Origin of the sequence: Streptomyces sp. NPDC005820, from assembly GCF_040630255.1 — a bacterium.
GTDB lineage: Bacteria > Actinomycetota > Actinomycetes > Streptomycetales > Streptomycetaceae > Streptomyces.
Genome location: NZ_JBEXXE010000041.1, coordinates 86789 through 105490, shown reverse-complemented (window position 1 = coordinate 105490; position 18702 = coordinate 86789). Strand labels below are relative to the sequence as shown.

The window sequence follows — 18702 nt, the reverse complement described above, 5'->3', positions numbered from 1 at the left end:
GTCGTGCCGGCCGGAAGCCCTCGTACTGGATGTACTTGGGCTTTCGGCCGGTGCGGCGAGAGGGCGTGCCGGGCGTCGCGACGGGGCAAACGTTGTCTGCCGCGGCACTGGCTAGCTGTCGTCCGAGGTGTTCCGGCCCGTGGAGTTGCTCCTGATGTCGGCCTTGCGGGCCAGTTCGCCGGCGGCGAGGGTCGCGGTGGCCACCGCTCGGGTCCAGCGGGGGCCGCCGCGGGCCGCCCACCAGACGCAGGCGCATCCGCCGACGGTGAGCAGGAGGATGCCGGACAGGACGAGCAGGATCACGTACTTCTCCTTCGGTGGGCGGGCCCTGTCGTCCTACACGTGCGATCGCGACGGGCGGTTCCCGGCAATGCGTTCGACAGTCCGTCGAGGGGGATGCCAGGATTCCCGCATGACCTACGGAATCGAGTACGACCCCGCTCGGTGAGCGGCCAGGAGGAGCGCGGCGCGCTCGACCCTCCGATCGCCCTGTACGACCACGCCGTGCGAGCGGCACGCGAGTCCGCCGACGGGCTCCCGCCTCCCCACGGCCACTCTCTCCGCGGCCCGTCCCGGCCCGGTACGGCCCCGGCGCTGCCCTACGAGCGGGCGCGGGCCGCCGTACGGGAAGCGCTGGATCCGTTGCCGACGGACTCCGACGCCCTGCACCGCCGTTTCGACGCACTCGGCATCCGGGCCCGCCACCGGACGGCGATCCGGGCCGCCGTCGCCGAGCTGCCGTTGCCGCAGGCACGGCGGGACGCCGCCCGTTCGCTGGGCCGGCAACTCGTCCGGACCGGTACGAGCGTGCCGGCGGTGCTGGTGGGGCTCGCGCTGCTCGTCCGGCTCGGGGAAGCGGCGGACGTCCCGTGTCTCTGCGTCCTCGCCCTGACGCGGGAACTCGGCGGTGCGGCCATCGAGGCCCTCGACGCCGTCGACCGCCCACGCGCCGCCTTCAGCCGGCTCGCCCTCGACGGCCGCGACGAACTCCGGCCCCTGGTCCGCGCGTTGCGGGCCGGCGACCGGCAAACCGTCCTCGCGGAACTCGAAGCCCTGCCCACCTCGCCCCGGTCGATCGGCTCGACGGTCGCCCGCAGTGTCACGGAGGCCACCCTCCTGCCCCGACTCCTCGACGAGCACCCCTCCCGCACCACCCTGCTCGCCCGGGCGGGCAGGCTCCTCGTCCGCATGGCCCGGGACCGCCACGACACGGCCGAGCTTCTCGCCTGCCGGGACGCACCACGGCTGTACGAGTCCGTCGTCGGCCGCGCCCGGCTGCTGCCGCCGACGCTGGAGCATCACGCCACCCTCCTCTCCCTCGCGCTGGATCTGAGCAGCGGTCCCGGTGTGCTGCTCGACTGGCCGCAGGGGAGGCGGGCCGCGCTGCTGGAGACGCTCGGGCGGCTGCTGGCGGAGCCCCGCTGGGCCGCCCTCGCGGACGCCGTCGACGGTGACGAGCCCGAACAACGGCGCCGGGCCCGCTGGATCCGGCGTACCGGGCGGCGGCCGTTCACCCTTCCGGCCCCGCCCGGCAGACTGCGCATCGAGGTCGTCGAGGGCGACCCCGTGGACCGGCTGCCCGTCGAGACCCGCGTCCTCGTCGACGGGCGTCCCCTCGTCCCGGCGGTCTTCCGCGTCGGGCCCGCACACGGTCCGGAGCGCCTCCAGGACATGGGCGGGCTGCGGGCCGGGCCCGCACCCCGGGAGGTCCAACTCGCCGAAGCCTCCTGCACGGAGGGGTGCTGCGGCGCGCTCTACGTCACCATCCGCCGGGCCGGGGACCGGGTGGTGTGGGAGAACTGGCGGCGGCCCGGTGTTCCGGGTGCCGGAAGGAACACGCACGCGCTTCCCCCCGAGCGGTTCGACGCCCTCGCGTACGACGCGGAGATCGCCCGGGCGGAGGCCGACCTCGGCTGGTCATGGCCGGCCCGTGCCGTGGCCCGTCTGATCAAGGGGGAGCTGGGGAAGCGTCCGGAGCTGCTCCGGCGATGGGACATGGGCCGGGGCTGGATCAGCACCGGCCCAGAGGACCCGGACACCGTCGAGGTGGGCCTCTGGTACACGCCGGGACTCGGCGCCGGGAAACCGGACGGGGACCCGCTGCTGTTCCGCTGGGCCGTCCCGGACGACGGCACCCCGCCCGAGGCGCAGGCCGCGGCCGCCGTCCGGCGGCTGACGGAGGAGGACCCGAAGACGTACGCCCGGCTGGTGGCCGGGAGCCGCAGGCGGGCCGAGGAGCTGGGGTTCACCTGGCCCTATGACACCTGAAAGGCCCTCCCCGGCCGGGGAGGGCCATCGGCCTCAGCCTTCTTGCGACCCGTCAGACTTTCTTACGACCCGTCAGGCTTTCTTACGGGTCGTCATGAAGCGCTGGATCAGGATGAACGCGCAGAGCAGCACACCGGTGGCGATCTTGGTCCACCAGGAGCTGAGGGTGCCCTCGAACTGGATGAGGCTCTTGATCAGGCCGAGGACGAGGACGCCGAACAGGGTGCCGAGGACATAGCCGGAGCCGCCGGTCAGCAGGGTGCCGCCGATGACGACCGCGGCGATCGCGTCGAGTTCCATGCCGGTCGCGTGCAGCGGGTCGCCGGACTGGATGTACAGGGTGAACAGGAGACCGGCGAGCGCCGAGCAGAACCCGCTCACCGTGTACACGGCGATCTTGGTGCCGCCCTGCGGGAGGCCCATCAGCATGGCCGACTGCTCGTTGCCGCCGATGGCGTACACCCGGCGTCCGAAGCGGGTGTAGTGCAGGACGTAGAAGGCGATGGCGAGGACGACCAGGGAGACGACCGCGCCGATGGAGAGGAAGCCCATGCCCAGGGACACCTGCGCCTGGGCCATGCTGCTGACCCCGGAGTCGCTGATGGAGATCGACTCCTTGCTGATGACCAGGCACAGGCCGCGGAAGAGGAAGAGGCCGGCGAGGGTCACGATGAAGGGCTGGATCTCGAAGTTGTGGATCACATAGCCCATCAGGAAGCCGCCGAACGCGCCCACGGCGAGGGCCATGGGGATCACGAGGGCAAGCGGCAGCCCCTGGCGTTCCACCAGCCAGGCCGTGAACATCGTGGTGAAGCCGATCATCGAGCCGACGGACAGGTCGATGCCGCCCGACAGGATGACGAAGGTGACGCCGACGGCGGCGACCAGGAGGTAGCCGTTGTCGATGAACAGGTTCAGGAAGACCTGCGGTTCGGCGAACCCGTAGAACTGGTAGCGGCTCAGGCCCACGCCGTACATGACGAGGAACAGCAGGGCCGTGGCCGCGACGGGCAGACGCCGGTCGGCGAGCAGCCGCGCGGCCCTGGACGGTGTACGGCTGTCCGGGGCGGCCTGGGGGCTCTGGGTGGTCGTGGTCATCACGACACCTCCATCTTGGGAGCGGCGTCGGCGGGCGCGGCGGGATCCGCCGCCGGGGCCGTCACCTGTCCGGCGCCGGTCTTCGCACCGAACCTCGCCCCGAAGACCTTGGCGCGGAACTTCGGGGACTGCAGCAGACAGACGACGATGACGACGGCGGCCTTGAAGACCAGGTTGGTCTGGGTCGGTACGCCGATGGTGTAGATCGTGGTGGTCAGGGTCTGGATGACGAGGGCGCCGACCACCGTGCCGCCGATCGAGAACCGGCCGCCGAGCAGCGAGGTGCCGCCGATCACCACGGCGAGGATCGCGTCGAGCTCGATCCACAGGCCGGCGTTGTTGCCGTCGGCCGCGGAGGTGTTGGAGCTGATCATCAGGCCCGCGATACCCGCCATCAGGGCGCAGAACACGTACACCATGATCTTGATACGGCTGGACCTGATGCCGACCAGCCGGCTGGCCTCGGCGTTGCCGCCGACCGACTCGACGAGCAGGCCGAGGGCCGTGCGCCGGGTCAGCGCCACCGTGATGGCCACGACCACGGCGACGACGAAGATGGAGAAGGGCAGCGTCAGCCAGTAGCCGCCGCCGATCAGCTTGTACGGCTCGCTGTTGATGGTGATGATCTGGCCGTCGGTGATGAACTGGGCGACACCGCGTCCGGCGACCATGATGATCAGCGTGGCGATGATCGGCTGGATGCCCATCCGGGCGACCAGGAAGCCGTTCCAGAGACCGCAGACGACGGCGGCCACCAGGCCGAGACCCATCGCGAGCAGCACCCCGGACAGGGCCTCCTGGTCGGCCTGGTCGCTGATGTAGGAGCAGGTCAGCGCGCCGGTGATGGCGACCACGGCGCCGACGGAGAGGTCGATGCCGCCGGTGGCGATGACCAGGGTCATGCCGACCGCGACCAGGATGAGGGGCGATCCGAACAGCACGATCGAGACGAGGCTGCCGTAGAGGTGGCCGTCCGTCATCTTGACCGAGAAGAAGTCGGGGGTGAACGGGACGTTGACGAGCAGCAGGAGGATCAGGACCGCGACCGGCCAGAACAGCTGGTGGTGCGTCAGTGCTCGCCAGCGGGAGGTGGTGGTCACTGGTGTTCTCCGCTCGCGATGGTCTCGAGGATCTTGCTGGTGGTGATCTCCGGCCCGTTGGTGATCCGCGCCACCAGCCGGCGGTCGCGCAGCACTCCGATGGTGTGGCTGAGCCGGAGCACCTCCTCCAGCTCGGCGGCGATGTACAGGACGGACACGCCGTCCTCGGAGAGCGAGACGACGAGTTTCTGGATCTCCGCCTTGGCGCCGATGTCGATGCCGCGGGTGGGCTCGTCGAGGATCAGCAGTTTCGGCTGGGTGATCAGCCAGCGGGCGAGCAGCACCTTCTGCTGGTTGCCGCCGCTGAGCTGGCCGACCCTGGCCTCGGGGTTGGCGGGGCGGATGTCGAGGGCCTTGATGTACTTGGCGACCAGTTCGTCGCGCTGGGCGGCCGGGACGGGCCGGGTCCAGCCGCGGGCGGCCTGCAGGGCCAGGATGATGTTCTCCCGGACCGTCAGGTCGGGCACCAGTCCCTCCGTCTTGCGGTTCTCCGAGCAGAAGGCGACCCCGGCGCCGATCGCGCCGTTCGGGGCGCTGAGCGAGACCTGCTTGCCGTCGACGGTGACCGTGCCGCTGTCGGGGTGGTCGGCGCCGAAGAGCAGCCGGGCGAGTTCGGTGCGGCCCGAGCCGAGCAGTCCGGCGAGGCCGATCACCTCGCCCTTGTCGATCTCCAGGTCGAAGGGGGCGATACCGCCGGTGCGGCCGAGTCCGTCCGCCTTCAGCAGCGTCTCGCCCGCGTCGGAGCGCAGCTGGTGCTCGTGGAGCTCCTCCAGCTGGCCCATGGCCTTGCCGAGCATGAGCTGGACGAGGCCGACCTGGTCGAGGTCGCTGACGAGATGCTCGCCGACGAGGGTGCCGTTGCGCAGGACCGTCATCCGGTCGCAGACCTCGTAGATCTGGTCGAGGAAGTGCGAGACGAACAGGATCGCCACGCCCTCGTCCTTCAACCGCCGCATCAGGGCGAAGAGCTGGAGGACCTCGTCGCGGTCGAGGCTGGAGGTCGGCTCGTCGAGGATCAGCACCTTGGTGCCAGCCCCGTCCTCCTTGCCCTCCGCCGTGCCATCGCCGCCTCCGAGCCCCAACGACCGTACGATCGCGACCAGTTGCTGCACCGCCAGCGGGTACGAGGACAGCGGGGCGGTGACGTCGATGTCGAGGCCGAGCCGGTCCACGAGCCGGGCCGCCTCCTGGCGCAGCCGCTTCCACTGGATACGGCCCATACGGGTCGGTTCGCGGCCGATGAAGATGTTCTCCGCCACCGAGAGGTTGGGGCAGAGGTTGACCTCCTGGTAGACGGTGCTGATGCCGGCCTGCTGGGCCTGCAGCGGGCTGGCGAACCGCACGGACGTCCCGTCCAGCGTGATCGTGCCGCCGTCGAGGGAGTAGACCCCCGTCAGCACCTTGATGAGGGTGGACTTGCCCGCGCCGTTCTCGCCCATCAGGGCGTGGATCTCGCCGGGGAAGAGCCGGAAGTCGACGTCCGACAGAGCCCGTACCCCCGGGAACTCCTTGACTATGCCCGCCATTTCCAGGACGGGCCGCGGCTCTGCCATGGCAGTGCTCCTCGTGAGATTGGTTCAGGCCCGCAGGGAGCCCCGGGACCGATGGCGCTCGGTCGGCCGCGGGCTCCCTGCCGGTGGGTGCCGTGGGTCAGTACTTGCGGTTCGGGAGCTCGGCCTTGGCCTGGTCCTGGAGGAAGTCGCCTTCCTTGGTCTTGATCCAGCGCTCGACCGACTCGCCGTCGTGGACCTTCTTGACGACGTCCATCAGCTGGGGGCCGAGGAGCGGGTTGCACTCGACGATGCCGTTGATCTTGCCCTCGGACATGGCCACGAAGCCGTCCTTCACGCCGTCGATCGAGACGATCAGGATGTCCTTGCCGGGCTTCTTGCCGGCCGCCTCGATGGACTGGATGGCGCCGATGGCCATGTCGTCGTTGTGCGCGAAGAGGACGTTGATGTCCGGGTTGGACTGCAGGAAGGCCGCCATGACCTGCTTGCCGCCGGCGCGGGTGAAGTCACCGGTCTGGCTGACGACGATCTTCCAGTCGTCGGCGTGGTCGGCGTCCATGACCTCCTTGAAGCCCTTGGCGCGCTCGATGGCGGGGGCGGCACCGGTGGTGCCCTCCAGCTGGGCGATCTTCACCGCGCCCTTGAGGCCGGCCTTCTCGACGACCGTAGCCAGCATCTTGGCGGCGCGACGGCCCTCGTCCGTGAAGTCGGAGCCGACCAGGGTGACGTAGAGGGAGTCGTCCGAGGTCTCCACCGAGCGGTCGGTCAGGACGACCGGGATCTTCGCCGCCTTGGCCTCCTTGAGGACGGCGTCCCAGCCGGTGACGACCACCGGCGAGAAGGCGATGACGTCGACCTTCTGCGCGATGTAGCTGCGGATCGCGGAGATCTGGTTCTCCTGCTTCTGCTGGGCGTCGGAGAACTTGAGGGTGTAGCCGGCCTCCTTGGCCGCGTCCTTCACCGAGGTGGTGTTGGCGCTGCGCCAGCCGCTCTCCGCGCCGACCTGGGAGAAGCCGAGCGTGATCGTCTTGCTGCCCCCGGAGGACGAGCCGGAGGAGCTGTCGTCCTTCTTCGCGCAGGCCGCCAGGCCGCCCGCCGCCGCCACGCCGACCGCCGCGGTGAGGAAGTTCCTTCTGCTGAGCATGTTCTTCTCCTTTGAAGAGCCGGCCCGGGGACGGACCTGCTGGTACTCGTGGACCGGCTGCACTGCGTCCAGCCTGTCGATCATCGTTCGGTATTTCGGCCATACTGTTGGGCAGCCAGGCCTACGGATCCGTCAGAGGGGCACGCCTTCGGGTTGGGCGGCGTGCGGGAACGTACTGGCGCGCACGACGAGTTGGGGCTCGATCGCGATCGGGGACGGGGTGGCGGGCGGCCGGCCCTCGATCATCTCCAGGAGCAGCGCTATGCCCTGCTTCCCGACCGCCGAGAAGTCCTGCCGGACGGTGGTGAGGGGCGGTGCGAAGAACTCCGACTCCGGGATGTCGTCGAAGCCGACCACCGCCACGTCCTGCGGGGTCCGTACGCCGGCCTCGCGCAGCGCCCGCAACACCCCCAGCGCCATCTGGTCGTTGGCGACGAAGACGGCGGTCAGCCCCCGGCCCACCCAGCCGGCCAGCTCCTGCCCGGCGCGGTAGCCGGACAGCGGGCTCCAGTCGCCGCGCAGCAGCAGAGGCGGTTCGACGTCCGCCGCCTCGAGGGTGGCCCGCCAGCCGGCGGCCCGGTCGGCCGCCTCCAGCCAGTCCTCGGGTCCGGCGAGGTGCCAGACCGTGCGGTGGCCGGCGGCCAGCAGATGCCGGGTGGCCAGGCGGGCCCCGAGGTGCTGGTCCACGCTGACGCTGGGGATGCCCACGCCCTGGCCGCTGCCCACGACCACCACCGGGAAGGGGCAGCGGAGTTCGGCGAAGGCGTCCACCGCCGAACGCTGTGGGGCGATGGCGACGACCCCCTCCACCCCGCCCTCGCTGAGATGGTCGAGCGCCTCGGACAGGGTCGCCATGGTCAGTTCGCGCAGACTGACCGTGGAGACGAGATAGCCCTCGGCGCGCGCCGCCTCCTCCAGCGCGAACAGGGTGCTGGCCGGACCGTACAGGGTGGTGTCGGAGGCGACCACGCCCAGCGTCCGGGTGCGGCGGGTGGCCAGGGCCCGGGCCGAGGAGTTACGGCGGTAGCCCATCTCCTCGATCACGCGGAGCACCCTGGCCCGGGTCTGCTCCCGCACGTTGGGGTGGTCCCCCAGGACGCGGGAGACGGTCTGGTGGGACACGCCGGCCTGGCGTGCCACGTCGGCCATGGTGGGCGGCCGGAGCTGAGCGGGTGACACGGCCGCACCTCCTTGGCGGTCGTCTGCGGATAAGTCCTGTGTCGTGGGCGGCGCTTTCCGCGCGGCAGGCTTCACGCCGCGGTGTCCGAGGGCCCAACAGCACTGCTGGGATTGGCGAGTTGGGGCACTACGGGCACGACGCTCATACCTCCCACGCTGGCGTCCGACGCCGACCGGTGAATGCGGACGTCATTGTGAGCGCTAACAATTCATGGCGGTCAAGAGGGCTGCAAGGGAACGTCGTCACGGTTGAATAACGCGCCAGGTGGGCGGAGTTCCGTGGACGCCCGTCCAAACACCCCTCAACCACCGCTCACACCAGCGGAGTTACACCCACCGAGCACCCCTCGGACGACACCCGCCGAGACCTGCCCGCCGGCTGTCACCGACGGCCGCCGGCAACAGCCGCGGGCGCGGGAGAGCGGGCTCGACATCTTCGGCCGCATCACGACGAAACCCCACATATCGACGGAACCCGACAGACCGGTGGAAGCCGAGAACTCGGGGGAAGTCGACGGCTCGGCGGGAGTCGGCGACGCCGCGGGGGGCCGCAGACGGGCGGGCCGAGCCTCCGGCGGGGCCGCGGCTGGGGGCCGTAGGAGGCCGTGGTGGGGCGCGAGTTGGTGAGGGGCCTGGGGGTGGGCTAGGAGCACCACCACAGGAAGCGGGTGCAGGTTTCCGAGGGGGAGGGGTCGGGGGAGGACGGGTCCGGGGTCGTCGGGGCTGCGGTCGGGGTGGAGCCGGTGGGGGTTGTCGCGCCGGAGGAGGAGCCGGGGACGGTCGCCGACTGGGCTTCCTTGTCCGGGGTTCGGCTCGCGTCCTCCTCGCTCGGGGACGCCGAGGCCGACGGGGAGGCCGAGGCGCTCGGAGACGCCGAGGTCTTGTCCTCGCCCGTGCCCGTCCGGTCGTCCAGCGGCTGCGCGGACGCGCTCGGCTCCGCCGAGGAGTCGTCCACCTCGGAGGACTCGCCACCGGCCGCCGCCGGGTTCGGCTTGGCGGAGAACCCCGGTGCGTCCACGCCGAGTTCGGCGAGGCTCAGCCCGCCCGCCGCCAGTACGAAACCGGCGGTGATCAGCAGCGTGCGCTTACGGCGTTTGCGATGGACGGCCGCCTTGCGGTCCCGCCGGCTCGCCTCCGAGGCGTCGGCCGGACCGGCACCGGCACCGTCCACGCCGCCCCTGCGGCCACCCCGGCCCTGCCCGCGCCGACGCGCGGCCCGCCCCCGCGGCTCACCGTCCTCGCCCTCACGGTCGTCCCGGCCGTCCCGGCCCTCGTGAAGGCCCTCGTGAAGGCCCTCGTCACCGACGTCGTCGTAACCGTCGTGGCCGGAATGAGCCCCCGGGCGGGGCTCGTCGCCGTAAGGTCCGTGATCGGCGTGCGGGCCGCGCTCCCCGCCATGACCCGCGAGGGTGTCATGATCACCGACCGCTCCGGACACGCCGAACTGCGGCTCCGGCTCGTACGCGTCCTGGGGATACGCGCGTAGCTGAACAGACGGTGCGCCGCACCCCGGGCAGGCGAGGGCGCCGTTGAGGTGCCGTCGGCACGGGTGGCAGTAGTCCATGACGCGGGAAGACTAGGTTCCCGGGCGGTCATGTTCCTAGGCTGGGCTGTGAAAGTTGTGTGGGAAACAGCCCATACCGGTGCGGCCGCCCGGGTGACCTGGCACACACCGCCGACACCCCCGATGGCGAAAGGGGCATCGAAACCGTCAAACCGTTACCTGTTCGACCCATTGACACTCCCCTCACGCCGTCCTTACTGTCTGCCCAGCATTTCGAACATGTGACGAAATCTCGAACAGCCGAAGGGTAACTTCCGTGCGCATCACCGGAATCAGCACGCACGTGGTCGGCACGCCGTGGCGCAACCTGACCTACGTCCTGGTGCACACCGACGAGGGCATCACGGGTGTCGGCGAGACCCGCATGCTGGGCCACACCGACGCGCTGATCGGCTACCTGAGAGAAGCCGAGCAGAACCACATTCTCGGCTCCGACCCGTTCGCTGTCGAGGACCTCACCCGCCGGATGAAGTACGGCGACTACGGCCGCGCCGGCGAGATCGTGATGTCCGGCATCGCGGTCGTCGAGATGGCCTGCTGGGACATCAAGGGCAAGGCCCTCGGCGTCCCGGTGTGGCAGCTGCTCGGCGGCAAGGTCACCGACAAGGTCAAGGCGTACGCCAACGGCTGGTACACCACCGAGCGCACCCCGGAGGCGTACCACAAGGCCGCGCAGGGCGTCATGGAGCGCGGCTACAAGGCGCTCAAGATCGACCCCTTCGGCACCGGGCACTTCGAGCTCGACCACGAGCAGAGCCTGTACGCCGTCTCCCTCATCGAGGCCGTGCGCGACGCCATCGGGCCGGACGCCGAGCTGATGCTGGAGATGCACGGCCGCTTCTCCCCCGCGACGGCGGTGCGGCTGGCCAAGGAGCTGGCCCCGTTCAAGCCCGCGTGGCTGGAGGAGCCGTGCCCGCCGGAGAACCTGAAGGCGCTGGAGAAGGTCGCCGCCAAGGTCGACATCCCGGTCGCCACCGGTGAGCGCATCCACGACCGCATCGAGTTCCGCGAGCTCTTCGAGAGCCAGGCCGTGGACATCATCCAGCCGGACGTCGGCCACATCGGCGGCATCTGGGAGACCCGGAAGCTGGCCGCGACCGCCGAGACGCACTACATGCTCGTCGCGCCGCACAACGTCGGTGGCCCGGTACTGACCGCCGCCTCCCTCCAGGTCGGCTTCACCTCCCCCAACTTCAAGATCCTCGAGCACTTCAACGACTTCGCGGACGCGGAGATCAAGAAGGTCGTCAAGGGCGCGCCCGAGGTGATCGACGGCTACTTCCACCTCTCCGACAAGCCCGGCCTCGGGGTCGAGCTGGACGTGGACGCCGCCGCCGAGTTCCCGCAGCAGCAGGCCCGCTTCGACCTCTGGGCCGAGGGCTGGGAGCAGCGGAAGCCGAAGGGCACCCAGTGAGCACCGAGGTCGTCATCGAGGCGCCCGGCGAGCACCGGCTCACCGCGCACACCCCGCGGGAGCCGGGGCCGGGCGAGGCCCTGGTCCGGGTCCACGCGGTGGGCATCTGCGGCAGCGACCGCGAGGTGTACCAGGGCAACCGGCCCGAGGGGTACGTCCGCTACCCGCTGACCCCGGGCCACGAGTGGTCCGGGACCGTGCAGGCGGTGGGCGCCGGGGTGCCGGGGGGCCTGGTCGGCCGGAAGGTCGTGGGCGAGGGCTTCCGCAACTGCCAGGTCTGCGACCGCTGCCACGCGGGCGAGACGACGCTGTGCACGGACGGGTACGAGGAGACCGGCTTCACCCAGCCGGGGGCCATGGCCACCACCCTCACCCTCCCGGCGCGGCTGCTGCACGTGCTGCCCGAGGACGCCGATCTCACGGCCGCCGCCCTGCTGGAGCCCGCCGCGTGCATCGCGGCGGCCGCCATCAAGGCGCGGGCGTTGCCGGGCGAGAAGGTGGCCGTGGTGGGCACCGGGACGCTGGGCATGTTCGCGGTGCAGTTCCTGAAGGCGGGCTCGCCGGCCGAGCTGCTGGTCGTGGGCACCCGGGACGACAGGGAAACGCTGTCACGGCGGTTCGGGGCGACCGACTTCCGTACCAAGGACCAGGAGCTCCCCGACGACTTCGACGTCGTGATCGAGACCGCCGGGTCCGCGAGTGCAGCCCAGACGGCCGCCTCGCTGCTCCGCAGGGGCGGACGACTGGTCCTCACGGGCATTCCCGCGCCGGGCGCCGACGGTCTCGACCCGACGGACCTGGTCGTACGGCAGCTGGAGGTGCACACCGTCTTCGGGGCACCCCCGGACGCCTGGTCGCACACGGTACGGGTGTTCGGGGCCGGGCTGCTCGACCCGCTGCCGCTGGTCACGCACGAACTGCCGCTGGCCGAGTTCCCCGAGGCCATCGAGCTGGTGGGATCCGGCGACCCGAAGGTGGGCAAGGTGCTGCTCAGGCCGTAGCAGACGCCCCTCGAGACGTACGCCGGTGCGGGGGCGACCTGACGGTCTCCGCACCGGCGTACACCCAGACCCACCCGCACCCTGAGCCGCGAACCTTGTCCGAAATATCGAACACTAAGGACACCTTGTGACCGACGCTTCCGCCCCGGCAGCCCGTCGACCCGGTGAGCAGGCGCTCGCCGCACTCGGCCTGGGCGCACCCGCCCTCGACCCCGCCGACTCCTCGTCCCACACCTTCCCGGGCGGCGGCCGCTGGCGCACCGAGGTCCCCTCGTGCGAGGGACCCGAAGCGCTGGCCGTCATCCTGAAGGAGGCCTCGCGGCTCGACGTGCCGATCCACCGGATCAGCCAGGGCAGCGGCGTGTGGATGCTGACCGACGCCGAGATCACCGAGATGGTCGACGCGACCGCCGAGCGTGACATCGAGCTCTGCCTGTTCACCGGCCCGCGCGGCACCTGGGACATCGGCGGCTCCACCCGGACCGACTCGCGCGGCGGGGGCCTGCGCGCCCGCGGGCACGACGCCGTCGCCGGCTGTGTCGAGGACGCGGTGCGCGCCACCGAGCTGGGCGTCAAGTGCCTCCTCGTCGCCGACGAGGGCGTGCTGTGGACGCTGCACCAGGCCCGTACGGCCGGCCTCATCCCGGCCGACACCACACTGAAGGTGTCGGCGCTGATCGGCCCCGTGAACCCGGCCGCGTACGCCGTGTACGAGCGGCTCGGAGCCGACTCCGTGAATGTGCCCAGCGACCTCACGCTGGACCACCTCACCGAGATCCGCCGGGTCTCCGGTGCCCCGATGGACATGTACATCGAGGCACCCGACGACCTCGGAGGGTACATCCGGATGTACGAAGTGGCCGAGCTGATCCGGCGCGGCGCACCTCTGTACCTGAAGTTCGGCCTCTCCAAGGCCCCGGGGATCTACCCTTACGGCCACCACATGAGGGATCTGACCCTGTCCACCGCTCGGGAGCGGGTCCGGCGCGGCCGGCTCGCGCTCGACCTGCTCGCGCGGCACGGAGCGGACGGCGACATGGCGCCGCTCGGCTCCCGGCTGCCGGGCGAACTGAACAGGTTTGACGTCCGGTCATAACGTTCCGGAAACCTCGCTTCACACAAGCCGACACAGGCGCGCAGAATCCCACACACCTCGTTGTTTCGGTCTTCCCGGCGTCACGTCCGGGAGCGCCTTCGCTGCACCGCGAGACCGATCCCTGCACACACATCAAGGATGATGATCATGCGTAACCGCAGAGCCGCCCTCGCCGCCATAGCCGGAGCCGCTTCCCTCGCCCTGACCCTCTCCGCCTGCGGCCAGTCCGGCGAGGGCGGCAGCAAGGAGGACAAGGGCAGCGCCAAGGGCGGCACGATCGGCATCGCGATGCCGACCAAGTCCTCCGAGCGCTGGATCACCGACGGCGCCAACGTCGAGAAGGACCTTCAGGCCAAGGGCTACAAGACCAAGCTGGTCTTCGGCGAGGACGACCCCGACCAGCAGGTCTCCCAGATCGAGAACCTGATCACCCAGGGCGTCAAGGCGCTGATCGTCGCCGCGATCGACAACAAGTCGCTGAACAACGTGCTCCAGCAGGCCGCCGACGCCAAGATCCCGGTCATCTCCTACGACCGCCTGATCCTCGGCACGAAGAACGTCGACTACTACGCGTCCTTCGACAACGAGAAGGTCGGCAAGCTCCAGGGCCAGTACATCGTCGACAAGCTCGGCCTGGCCAGCGGCAAGGGCCCCTTCAACATCGAGCTGTTCGCCGGCTCCAACGACGACAACAACACCAAGTACTTCTTCAACGGCGCGATGAGCGTGCTCCAGCCGTACATCGACAGCAAGAAGCTGGTGGTCAAGTCCGGTCAGACCGGGCTCACCCAGGTCACCACCCTGCGCTGGGACGGTGCCACCGCCCAGAAGCGCATGGAGGACAACCTCACCTCGTCGTACACCAAGGGCCGGGTCGACGCCGTGCTCTCGCCGTACGACGGCATCTCGATCGGCATCATCGCCGCGCTGAAGTCGGACGGCTACGGCACCAAGGCCAAGCCGCTGCCGGTCATCACCGGCCAGGACGCCGAGCTGGCCTCGGTGAAGTCGATCATCGCCGGTGAGCAGTCGCAGACGGTCTACAAGGACCTCCGCAAGCTCGCCCAGGTCGCCACCGACATGGTCGACGCCTCCCTCAACGGCAAGAAGCCCGAGATCAACGACACCAAGTCGTACGACAACGGCACCAAGGTCGTCCCCGCCTACCTGCTGCAGCCGGTGAGCGTCGACAAGACGAACTACGAGAAGGAGCTCGTCGAGGGCGGCTACTACACGGCGGACCAGCTCAAGTAAGCGTCGGCCCTTAAGGATTGGAAGGCACGACCATGGCGGGACCCGTCCTGGAAATGCGCTCGATCGTCAAGACCTTTCCCGGTGTGAAAGCGCTGTCGGACGTCTCACTGACCGTCCGTCAGGGCGAGGTCCATGCCATCTGCGGTGAGAACGGCGCCGGGAAGTCCACCTTGATGAAGGTGCTCTCCGGCGTCCATCCGCACGGCACCTACGAGGGCGACATCCTCTTCGAGGGAGAGGTCGTCCACTTCAAGGACATCCGCGCGAGCGAGCAGCACGGCATCGTGATCATCCACCAGGAGCTGGCGCTGTCGCCGTACCTCTCCCTGGCGGAGAACATCTTCCTCGGCAACGAGCACGCCAAGGGCGGGTTCATCGACTGGCGGGAGACCCTGCGGCACGCCACTCAGCTGCTGCGCCGGGTCGGTCTCCACGACCACCCGGAGACCCGCGTCGCCGACATCGGCGTGGGCAAGCAGCAGCTGGTGGAGATCGCGAAGGCGCTGTCGAAGAAGGTGAAGCTGCTCATCCTCGACGAGCCGACCGCGGCGCTGAACGACGAGGACAGCGACAAACTGCTCGACCTCATCCTGGAGTTGAAGAAGCAGGGCATCACCTCGATCATCATCTCCCACAAGCTCAACGAGATCCGCAAGGTCGCCGACTCGGTGACGATCATCCGCGACGGCCAGACCATCGAGACGCTCGATGTGAAGGCGGCGGAGACGACCGAGGACCGGATCATCAGCGGCATGGTCGGCCGCGACCTCGACCACCGCTTCCCCGAGCGCACCCCGCACGAGGCGGAGGTGGACGCGGCTGCCGCCCTGGAGATCCGCAACTGGACCGTGCACCACCCGATCGACCAGCAGCGCAAGGTCGTCGACGACGTGTCGATCCAGGTGCGGCGCGGCGAGATCGTCGGCATCGCGGGCCTGATGGGCGCCGGCCGCACCGAGCTCGCGATGAGCGTCTTCGGGCGGACCTACGGCCGGTACGCGGGCGGCACGGTCCTCAAGGACGGCAAGGAGATCCGTACGAAGACCGTCGCGGAGGCGGTCGACCACGGCATCGCGTACGTCACCGAGGACCGCAAGCACTACGGCCTCAACCTCATCGACACCATCAACCGCAACATCTCGCTGACCGCCCTGAGCAAGGTGGCCAAGCGGGGCATCGTCGACGAGCACGAGGAGCGGCAGGTCTCCGAGGGCTACCGCAAGACGATGAACATCAAGGCGCCGACCGTCTTCGAGCCGGTGGGCAAGCTGTCCGGCGGCAACCAGCAGAAGGTCGTCCTCAGCAAGTGGATCTTCGCGGGTCCGGACGTGCTGATCCTGGACGAGCCCACGCGCGGCATCGACGTGGGCGCCAAGTACGAGATCTACACGGTCATCGACCAGCTGGCCGCCCAGGGCAAGGCGGTCGTCTTCATCTCCTCCGAGCTGCCCGAACTGCTCGGCATGTGCGACCGCATCTACACGATGGCCGCCGGACGGCTCACGGGCGAGGTCCCGCGGGCCGAGGCCACGCAGGAAGTGCTGATGCGTCAGATGACGAAGGACAAAGAGGTAACGCGATGAGCACGGACGTGACCAAGAGCCCGGCGGACGCTCCGCCCGGGAAGAGCGGGGGCTCGGCCACCGGCGGCGGACTGCTGCAGCTGATGCTGGACGGCCTGCGCCGCAACATGCGGCAGTACGGCATGCTGATCGCGCTCGGCCTGCTCGTGGTCCTGTTCCAGGTGTGGACCGGCGGCGACCTGCTGCTGCCGCGCAACGTCTCCAACCTGGTCCTGCAGAACAGCTACATCCTGATCCTCGCGATCGGCATGATGCTGGTGATCATCGCGGGTCACATCGACCTGTCCGTCGGATCGGTGACGGCGTTCACCGGCGCCTTCGCGGCCGTACTGACGGTGCAGCACGGTGTGGCGTGGCCGCTCGCGCTGGTGCTGTGCCTGGCCATCGGCGCGGTGGCCGGCGCGGTGCAGGGGTACCTGATCGCCTACCTCGGCATACCCTCCTTCATCGTCACCCTCGCGGGCATGCTGATCTTCCGTGGTCTGACGGAGATGTTCCTGAAGGGTCAGACCCTCGGCCCGTTCCCGGACGGCCTGCAGGAGATGGGCAACGGCTTCCTGCCGGAGGTCGGCCCGAACACGAACTACCACAACCTCACGCTGCTGCTCGGCTTCGCCCTGCTGGCCTTCGTGGTCCTCCAGGAGGTCCGCGACCGCAAGCGTCAGCAGGAGTTCGCGCTCGAGGTGGCGCCCAGGAACCTCTTCCTGCTCAAGCTCGTCGCCATCTCCGCCGCGATCCTCGCCGTCACGATGCTGCTCGCCAGCTACAAGGGCGCGCCGATCATCCTGATCGTCCTCGGCGCGCTGGTGGTCGGCTACGGCTACATCATGCGCAACGCCGTCTTCGGCCGTCACATCTACGCGATCGGCGGCAACCTCCCGGCGGCGAAGCTGTCCGGCGTCAAGGACAAGAAGGTCACCTTCCTCGTCTTCCTGAACATGGGCGCGCTCGCGGCCCTGGCCGGTCTGGTGGTCGCCGCCCGTCTGAACGCGGCCTCGCCGAAGGCGGGCCTCAGCTTCGAGCTCGAGGCGATCGCCTCGTCGTTCATCGGCGGCGCGTCGATGAGCGGCGGCGTCGGCACCGTCCTCGGCGCGATCATCGGTGGTCTCGTCCTCGGTGTCCTGAACAACGGCATGAACCTCCTGAGCGTCGGCACCGACTGGCAGCAGGTCATCAAGGGCCTCGCCCTGCTGCTCGCGGTCGGCTTCGACGTCTGGAACAAGCGCAAGTCCGGTTCGTAGACCGGATCGATCGAGCAGACCGGATCGGGCCCCGCCGTGCGGCGGGGCCCTTCCCATGCGTTTCCACGAGTTCCCATGAGTTCCCAAGAGTTCCCCTGAGCAGGGAGGCGAAATGCCGGTGCAGTCGCTCTTCGGCAAGCTGGCCGACGGCACGGAGATCCACAGCTGGACGCTGGAGAACGGCGGGACCCGGCTGGAGGTCCTCTCCTACGGCGGGATCGTGCGGTCCCTGGAGATCCCCGACCGCGAGGGCCGCCTCGCGAACGTCAGCCTCGCCTTCGGCACGATCGAGGAGTACGTCGAGAGGACCCCGTACTTCGGCGCGCTGATCGGCCGCTACGGCAACCGGCTCGGCGCCGGGCGCTACACCCTCGACGGCGAGACCCACCGGGTCGACGTCAACGACGGGCCGAACAGCCTGCACGGCGGGGCGGAGGGCTTCGACCGCCGGGTCTGGGACGTCGAGCCCTTCGAGGAGGGAGCGGACGTCGGCCTGCGGCTGTCCCGGACCAGCCCCGACGGCGAGATGGGCCACCCCGGCACGCTCGCGGTCCGGGTGACGTACACCCTCACCGCGGCCGGCGACTGGCGGATCGACTACGAGGCCACCACCGACCGCACCACGGTGGTCAACCTCACGAACCACGTCTACTGGAACCTGGCCGGCGAGGGCAGCGGCTCCGTCGCGGACCACGAGCTGTCGATCGCCGCCGCCCGCTACACCCCGGTCGGCCCGGGACTGATCCCGACGGGCGAGCTGGCCGAGGTCGCGGGCACGCCCTTCGACTTCCGCGAGGCCAAGGAGATCGGCCGGGACCTGCGGGTCGCCGACCCGCAGCTGCTGCACAGCCAGGGCTACGACCACAACTGGGTCCTCGACAAGGGCGTCACCGAGGAGCCCGTCCCGGTGGCGTTCCTGCGCGACCCGTCCTCGGGCCGCACCCTGACCGTCGCCACCACCGAGCCGGGGCTGCAGTTCTACTCCGGCAACTTCCTCGACGGCACCCTGACCGGGCCGGGCGGCCGCGTCTACCGTCAGGGCGACGCGCTCTGCCTGGAGACCCAGCACTTCCCGGACTCCCCGAACCAGCCGTCGTTCCCGTCGACGACCCTGCGGCCCGGGGAGACGTACCGGTCGACGACGGTGCACAGCTTCGGGGTGTAGAACCCGGAAGGGCGGATGCGAAACCCGGGTTCCCGGTTCCGCAACTCACATTTTTTTCACATCGGTTGAACGGGGTGACTCACA

At 69.8% G+C, this 18702-nt stretch carries 16 protein-coding genes; 9 read left to right on the top strand and 7 right to left on the bottom strand.

What is annotated here, in order from left to right:
• Window positions 1-111: 111 nt before the first annotated feature.
• Complete coding sequence (locus ABZ464_RS38745; protein WP_359285735.1) at window positions 112-303, bottom strand: hypothetical protein; 192 nt, start codon at window positions 301-303, stop codon at window positions 112-114.
• A 141-nt stretch (window positions 304-444) separates the two neighbouring features.
• On the opposite strand from ABZ464_RS38745, the gene ABZ464_RS38740 reads away from it, so the two are divergent.
• On the top strand, window positions 445-2268 hold the full coding sequence (locus ABZ464_RS38740) for a hypothetical protein (RefSeq protein WP_359285732.1): 1824 nt from the start codon (window positions 445-447) through the stop codon (window positions 2266-2268).
• Between the two features lie 72 nt (window positions 2269-2340).
• Here the strand turns inward: ABZ464_RS38740 and yjfF are convergent, their stop codons facing one another.
• From yjfF to ABZ464_RS38710, 6 genes are all read right to left on the bottom strand, one after another.
• Window positions 2341-3366 (bottom strand): galactofuranose ABC transporter, permease protein YjfF, encoded by a 1026-nt coding sequence (yjfF, locus tag ABZ464_RS38735; protein WP_359285729.1) that lies wholly within the window; start codon window positions 3364-3366, stop codon window positions 2341-2343.
• A complete protein-coding gene (locus tag ABZ464_RS38730; protein WP_359285726.1) occupies window positions 3366-4466 on the bottom strand; it encodes an ABC transporter permease in 1101 nt (366 codons plus the stop codon). The genes yjfF and ABZ464_RS38730 overlap by 1 nt, the downstream gene beginning before the upstream one ends.
• Entirely contained in the window at window positions 4463-6019 is a 1557-nt protein-coding gene (locus ABZ464_RS38725) for a sugar ABC transporter ATP-binding protein (RefSeq protein WP_359285724.1), read from the bottom strand. The genes ABZ464_RS38730 and ABZ464_RS38725 overlap by 4 nt, the downstream gene beginning before the upstream one ends.
• A gap of 97 nt (window positions 6020-6116) precedes the next feature.
• Window positions 6117-7121, bottom strand: a complete 1005-nt coding sequence (locus ABZ464_RS38720) for an ABC transporter substrate-binding protein (protein ID WP_359285721.1) — start codon at window positions 7119-7121, stop codon at window positions 6117-6119.
• A 132-nt stretch (window positions 7122-7253) separates the two neighbouring features.
• A complete protein-coding gene (locus ABZ464_RS38715; protein ID WP_359285718.1) occupies window positions 7254-8300 on the bottom strand; it encodes a LacI family DNA-binding transcriptional regulator in 1047 nt (348 codons plus the stop codon).
• 643 nt (window positions 8301-8943) lie between these two features.
• Window positions 8944-9471, bottom strand: a complete 528-nt coding sequence (locus ABZ464_RS38710; RefSeq protein ID WP_359285715.1) for a hypothetical protein — start codon at window positions 9469-9471, stop codon at window positions 8944-8946.
• A 102-nt stretch (window positions 9472-9573) separates the two neighbouring features.
• On the opposite strand from ABZ464_RS38710, the gene ABZ464_RS38705 reads away from it, so the two are divergent.
• The 8 genes from ABZ464_RS38705 (at window position 9574) to ABZ464_RS38670 (ending at window position 18618) form a co-directional block, all read left to right on the top strand.
• Window positions 9574-9786, top strand: a complete 213-nt coding sequence (locus ABZ464_RS38705) for a hypothetical protein (protein WP_359285712.1) — start codon at window positions 9574-9576, stop codon at window positions 9784-9786.
• Between the two features lie 334 nt (window positions 9787-10120).
• Window positions 10121-11278 (top strand): mandelate racemase/muconate lactonizing enzyme family protein, encoded by a 1158-nt coding sequence (locus ABZ464_RS38700; protein WP_359285710.1) that lies wholly within the window; start codon window positions 10121-10123, stop codon window positions 11276-11278.
• Window positions 11275-12279, top strand: coding sequence for an alcohol dehydrogenase catalytic domain-containing protein (locus ABZ464_RS38695; RefSeq protein ID WP_359285707.1), 1005 nt, complete (start codon window positions 11275-11277; stop codon window positions 12277-12279). The genes ABZ464_RS38700 and ABZ464_RS38695 overlap by 4 nt, the downstream gene beginning before the upstream one ends.
• A gap of 127 nt (window positions 12280-12406) precedes the next feature.
• Window positions 12407-13375 carry a hypothetical protein gene (locus ABZ464_RS38690; protein ID WP_359285704.1) on the top strand — a complete coding sequence of 323 codons (969 nt, stop codon included), beginning with the start codon at window positions 12407-12409 and terminating at the stop codon, window positions 13373-13375.
• Between the two features lie 147 nt (window positions 13376-13522).
• The gene (chvE, locus tag ABZ464_RS38685; RefSeq protein ID WP_359285702.1) at window positions 13523-14629 is read left to right on the top strand and encodes a multiple monosaccharide ABC transporter substrate-binding protein; all 1107 of its coding nucleotides are present in this window, start codon (window positions 13523-13525) and stop codon (window positions 14627-14629) included.
• A gap of 32 nt (window positions 14630-14661) precedes the next feature.
• Complete coding sequence (gene mmsA, locus ABZ464_RS38680; protein WP_359285700.1) at window positions 14662-16212, top strand: multiple monosaccharide ABC transporter ATP-binding protein; 1551 nt, start codon at window positions 14662-14664, stop codon at window positions 16210-16212.
• A complete protein-coding gene (gene mmsB, locus ABZ464_RS38675; RefSeq protein ID WP_359285697.1) occupies window positions 16209-17453 on the top strand; it encodes a multiple monosaccharide ABC transporter permease in 1245 nt (414 codons plus the stop codon). Before mmsA ends, mmsB begins: the two co-directional genes overlap by 4 nt.
• Before the next feature lie 112 nt (window positions 17454-17565).
• A complete protein-coding gene (locus ABZ464_RS38670; RefSeq protein WP_359285695.1) occupies window positions 17566-18618 on the top strand; it encodes an aldose epimerase family protein in 1053 nt (350 codons plus the stop codon).
• The last annotated feature ends 84 nt before the right edge of the window (window positions 18619-18702 follow it).

Bases quoted from the DNA above. Each gene is read 5' to 3' on its own strand.
- ABZ464_RS38720 (WP_359285721.1), bottom strand. From the start codon at position 7,121: ATGCTCAGCAGAAGGAACTTCCTCACCGCGGCGGTCGGCGTGGCGGCG.
- mmsA (WP_359285700.1), top strand. From the start codon at position 14,662: ATGGCGGGACCCGTCCTGGAAATGCGCTCGATCGTCAAGACCTTTCCC.
- mmsB (WP_359285697.1), top strand. From the start codon at position 16,209: ATGAGCACGGACGTGACCAAGAGCCCGGCGGACGCTCCGCCCGGGAAG.
- chvE (WP_359285702.1), top strand. From the start codon at position 13,523: ATGCGTAACCGCAGAGCCGCCCTCGCCGCCATAGCCGGAGCCGCTTCC.
- yjfF (WP_359285729.1), bottom strand. From the start codon at position 3,366: ATGACCACGACCACCCAGAGCCCCCAGGCCGCCCCGGACAGCCGTACA.
- ABZ464_RS38670 (WP_359285695.1), top strand. From the start codon at position 17,566: ATGCCGGTGCAGTCGCTCTTCGGCAAGCTGGCCGACGGCACGGAGATC.
- ABZ464_RS38725 (WP_359285724.1), bottom strand. From the start codon at position 6,019: ATGGCAGAGCCGCGGCCCGTCCTGGAAATGGCGGGCATAGTCAAGGAG.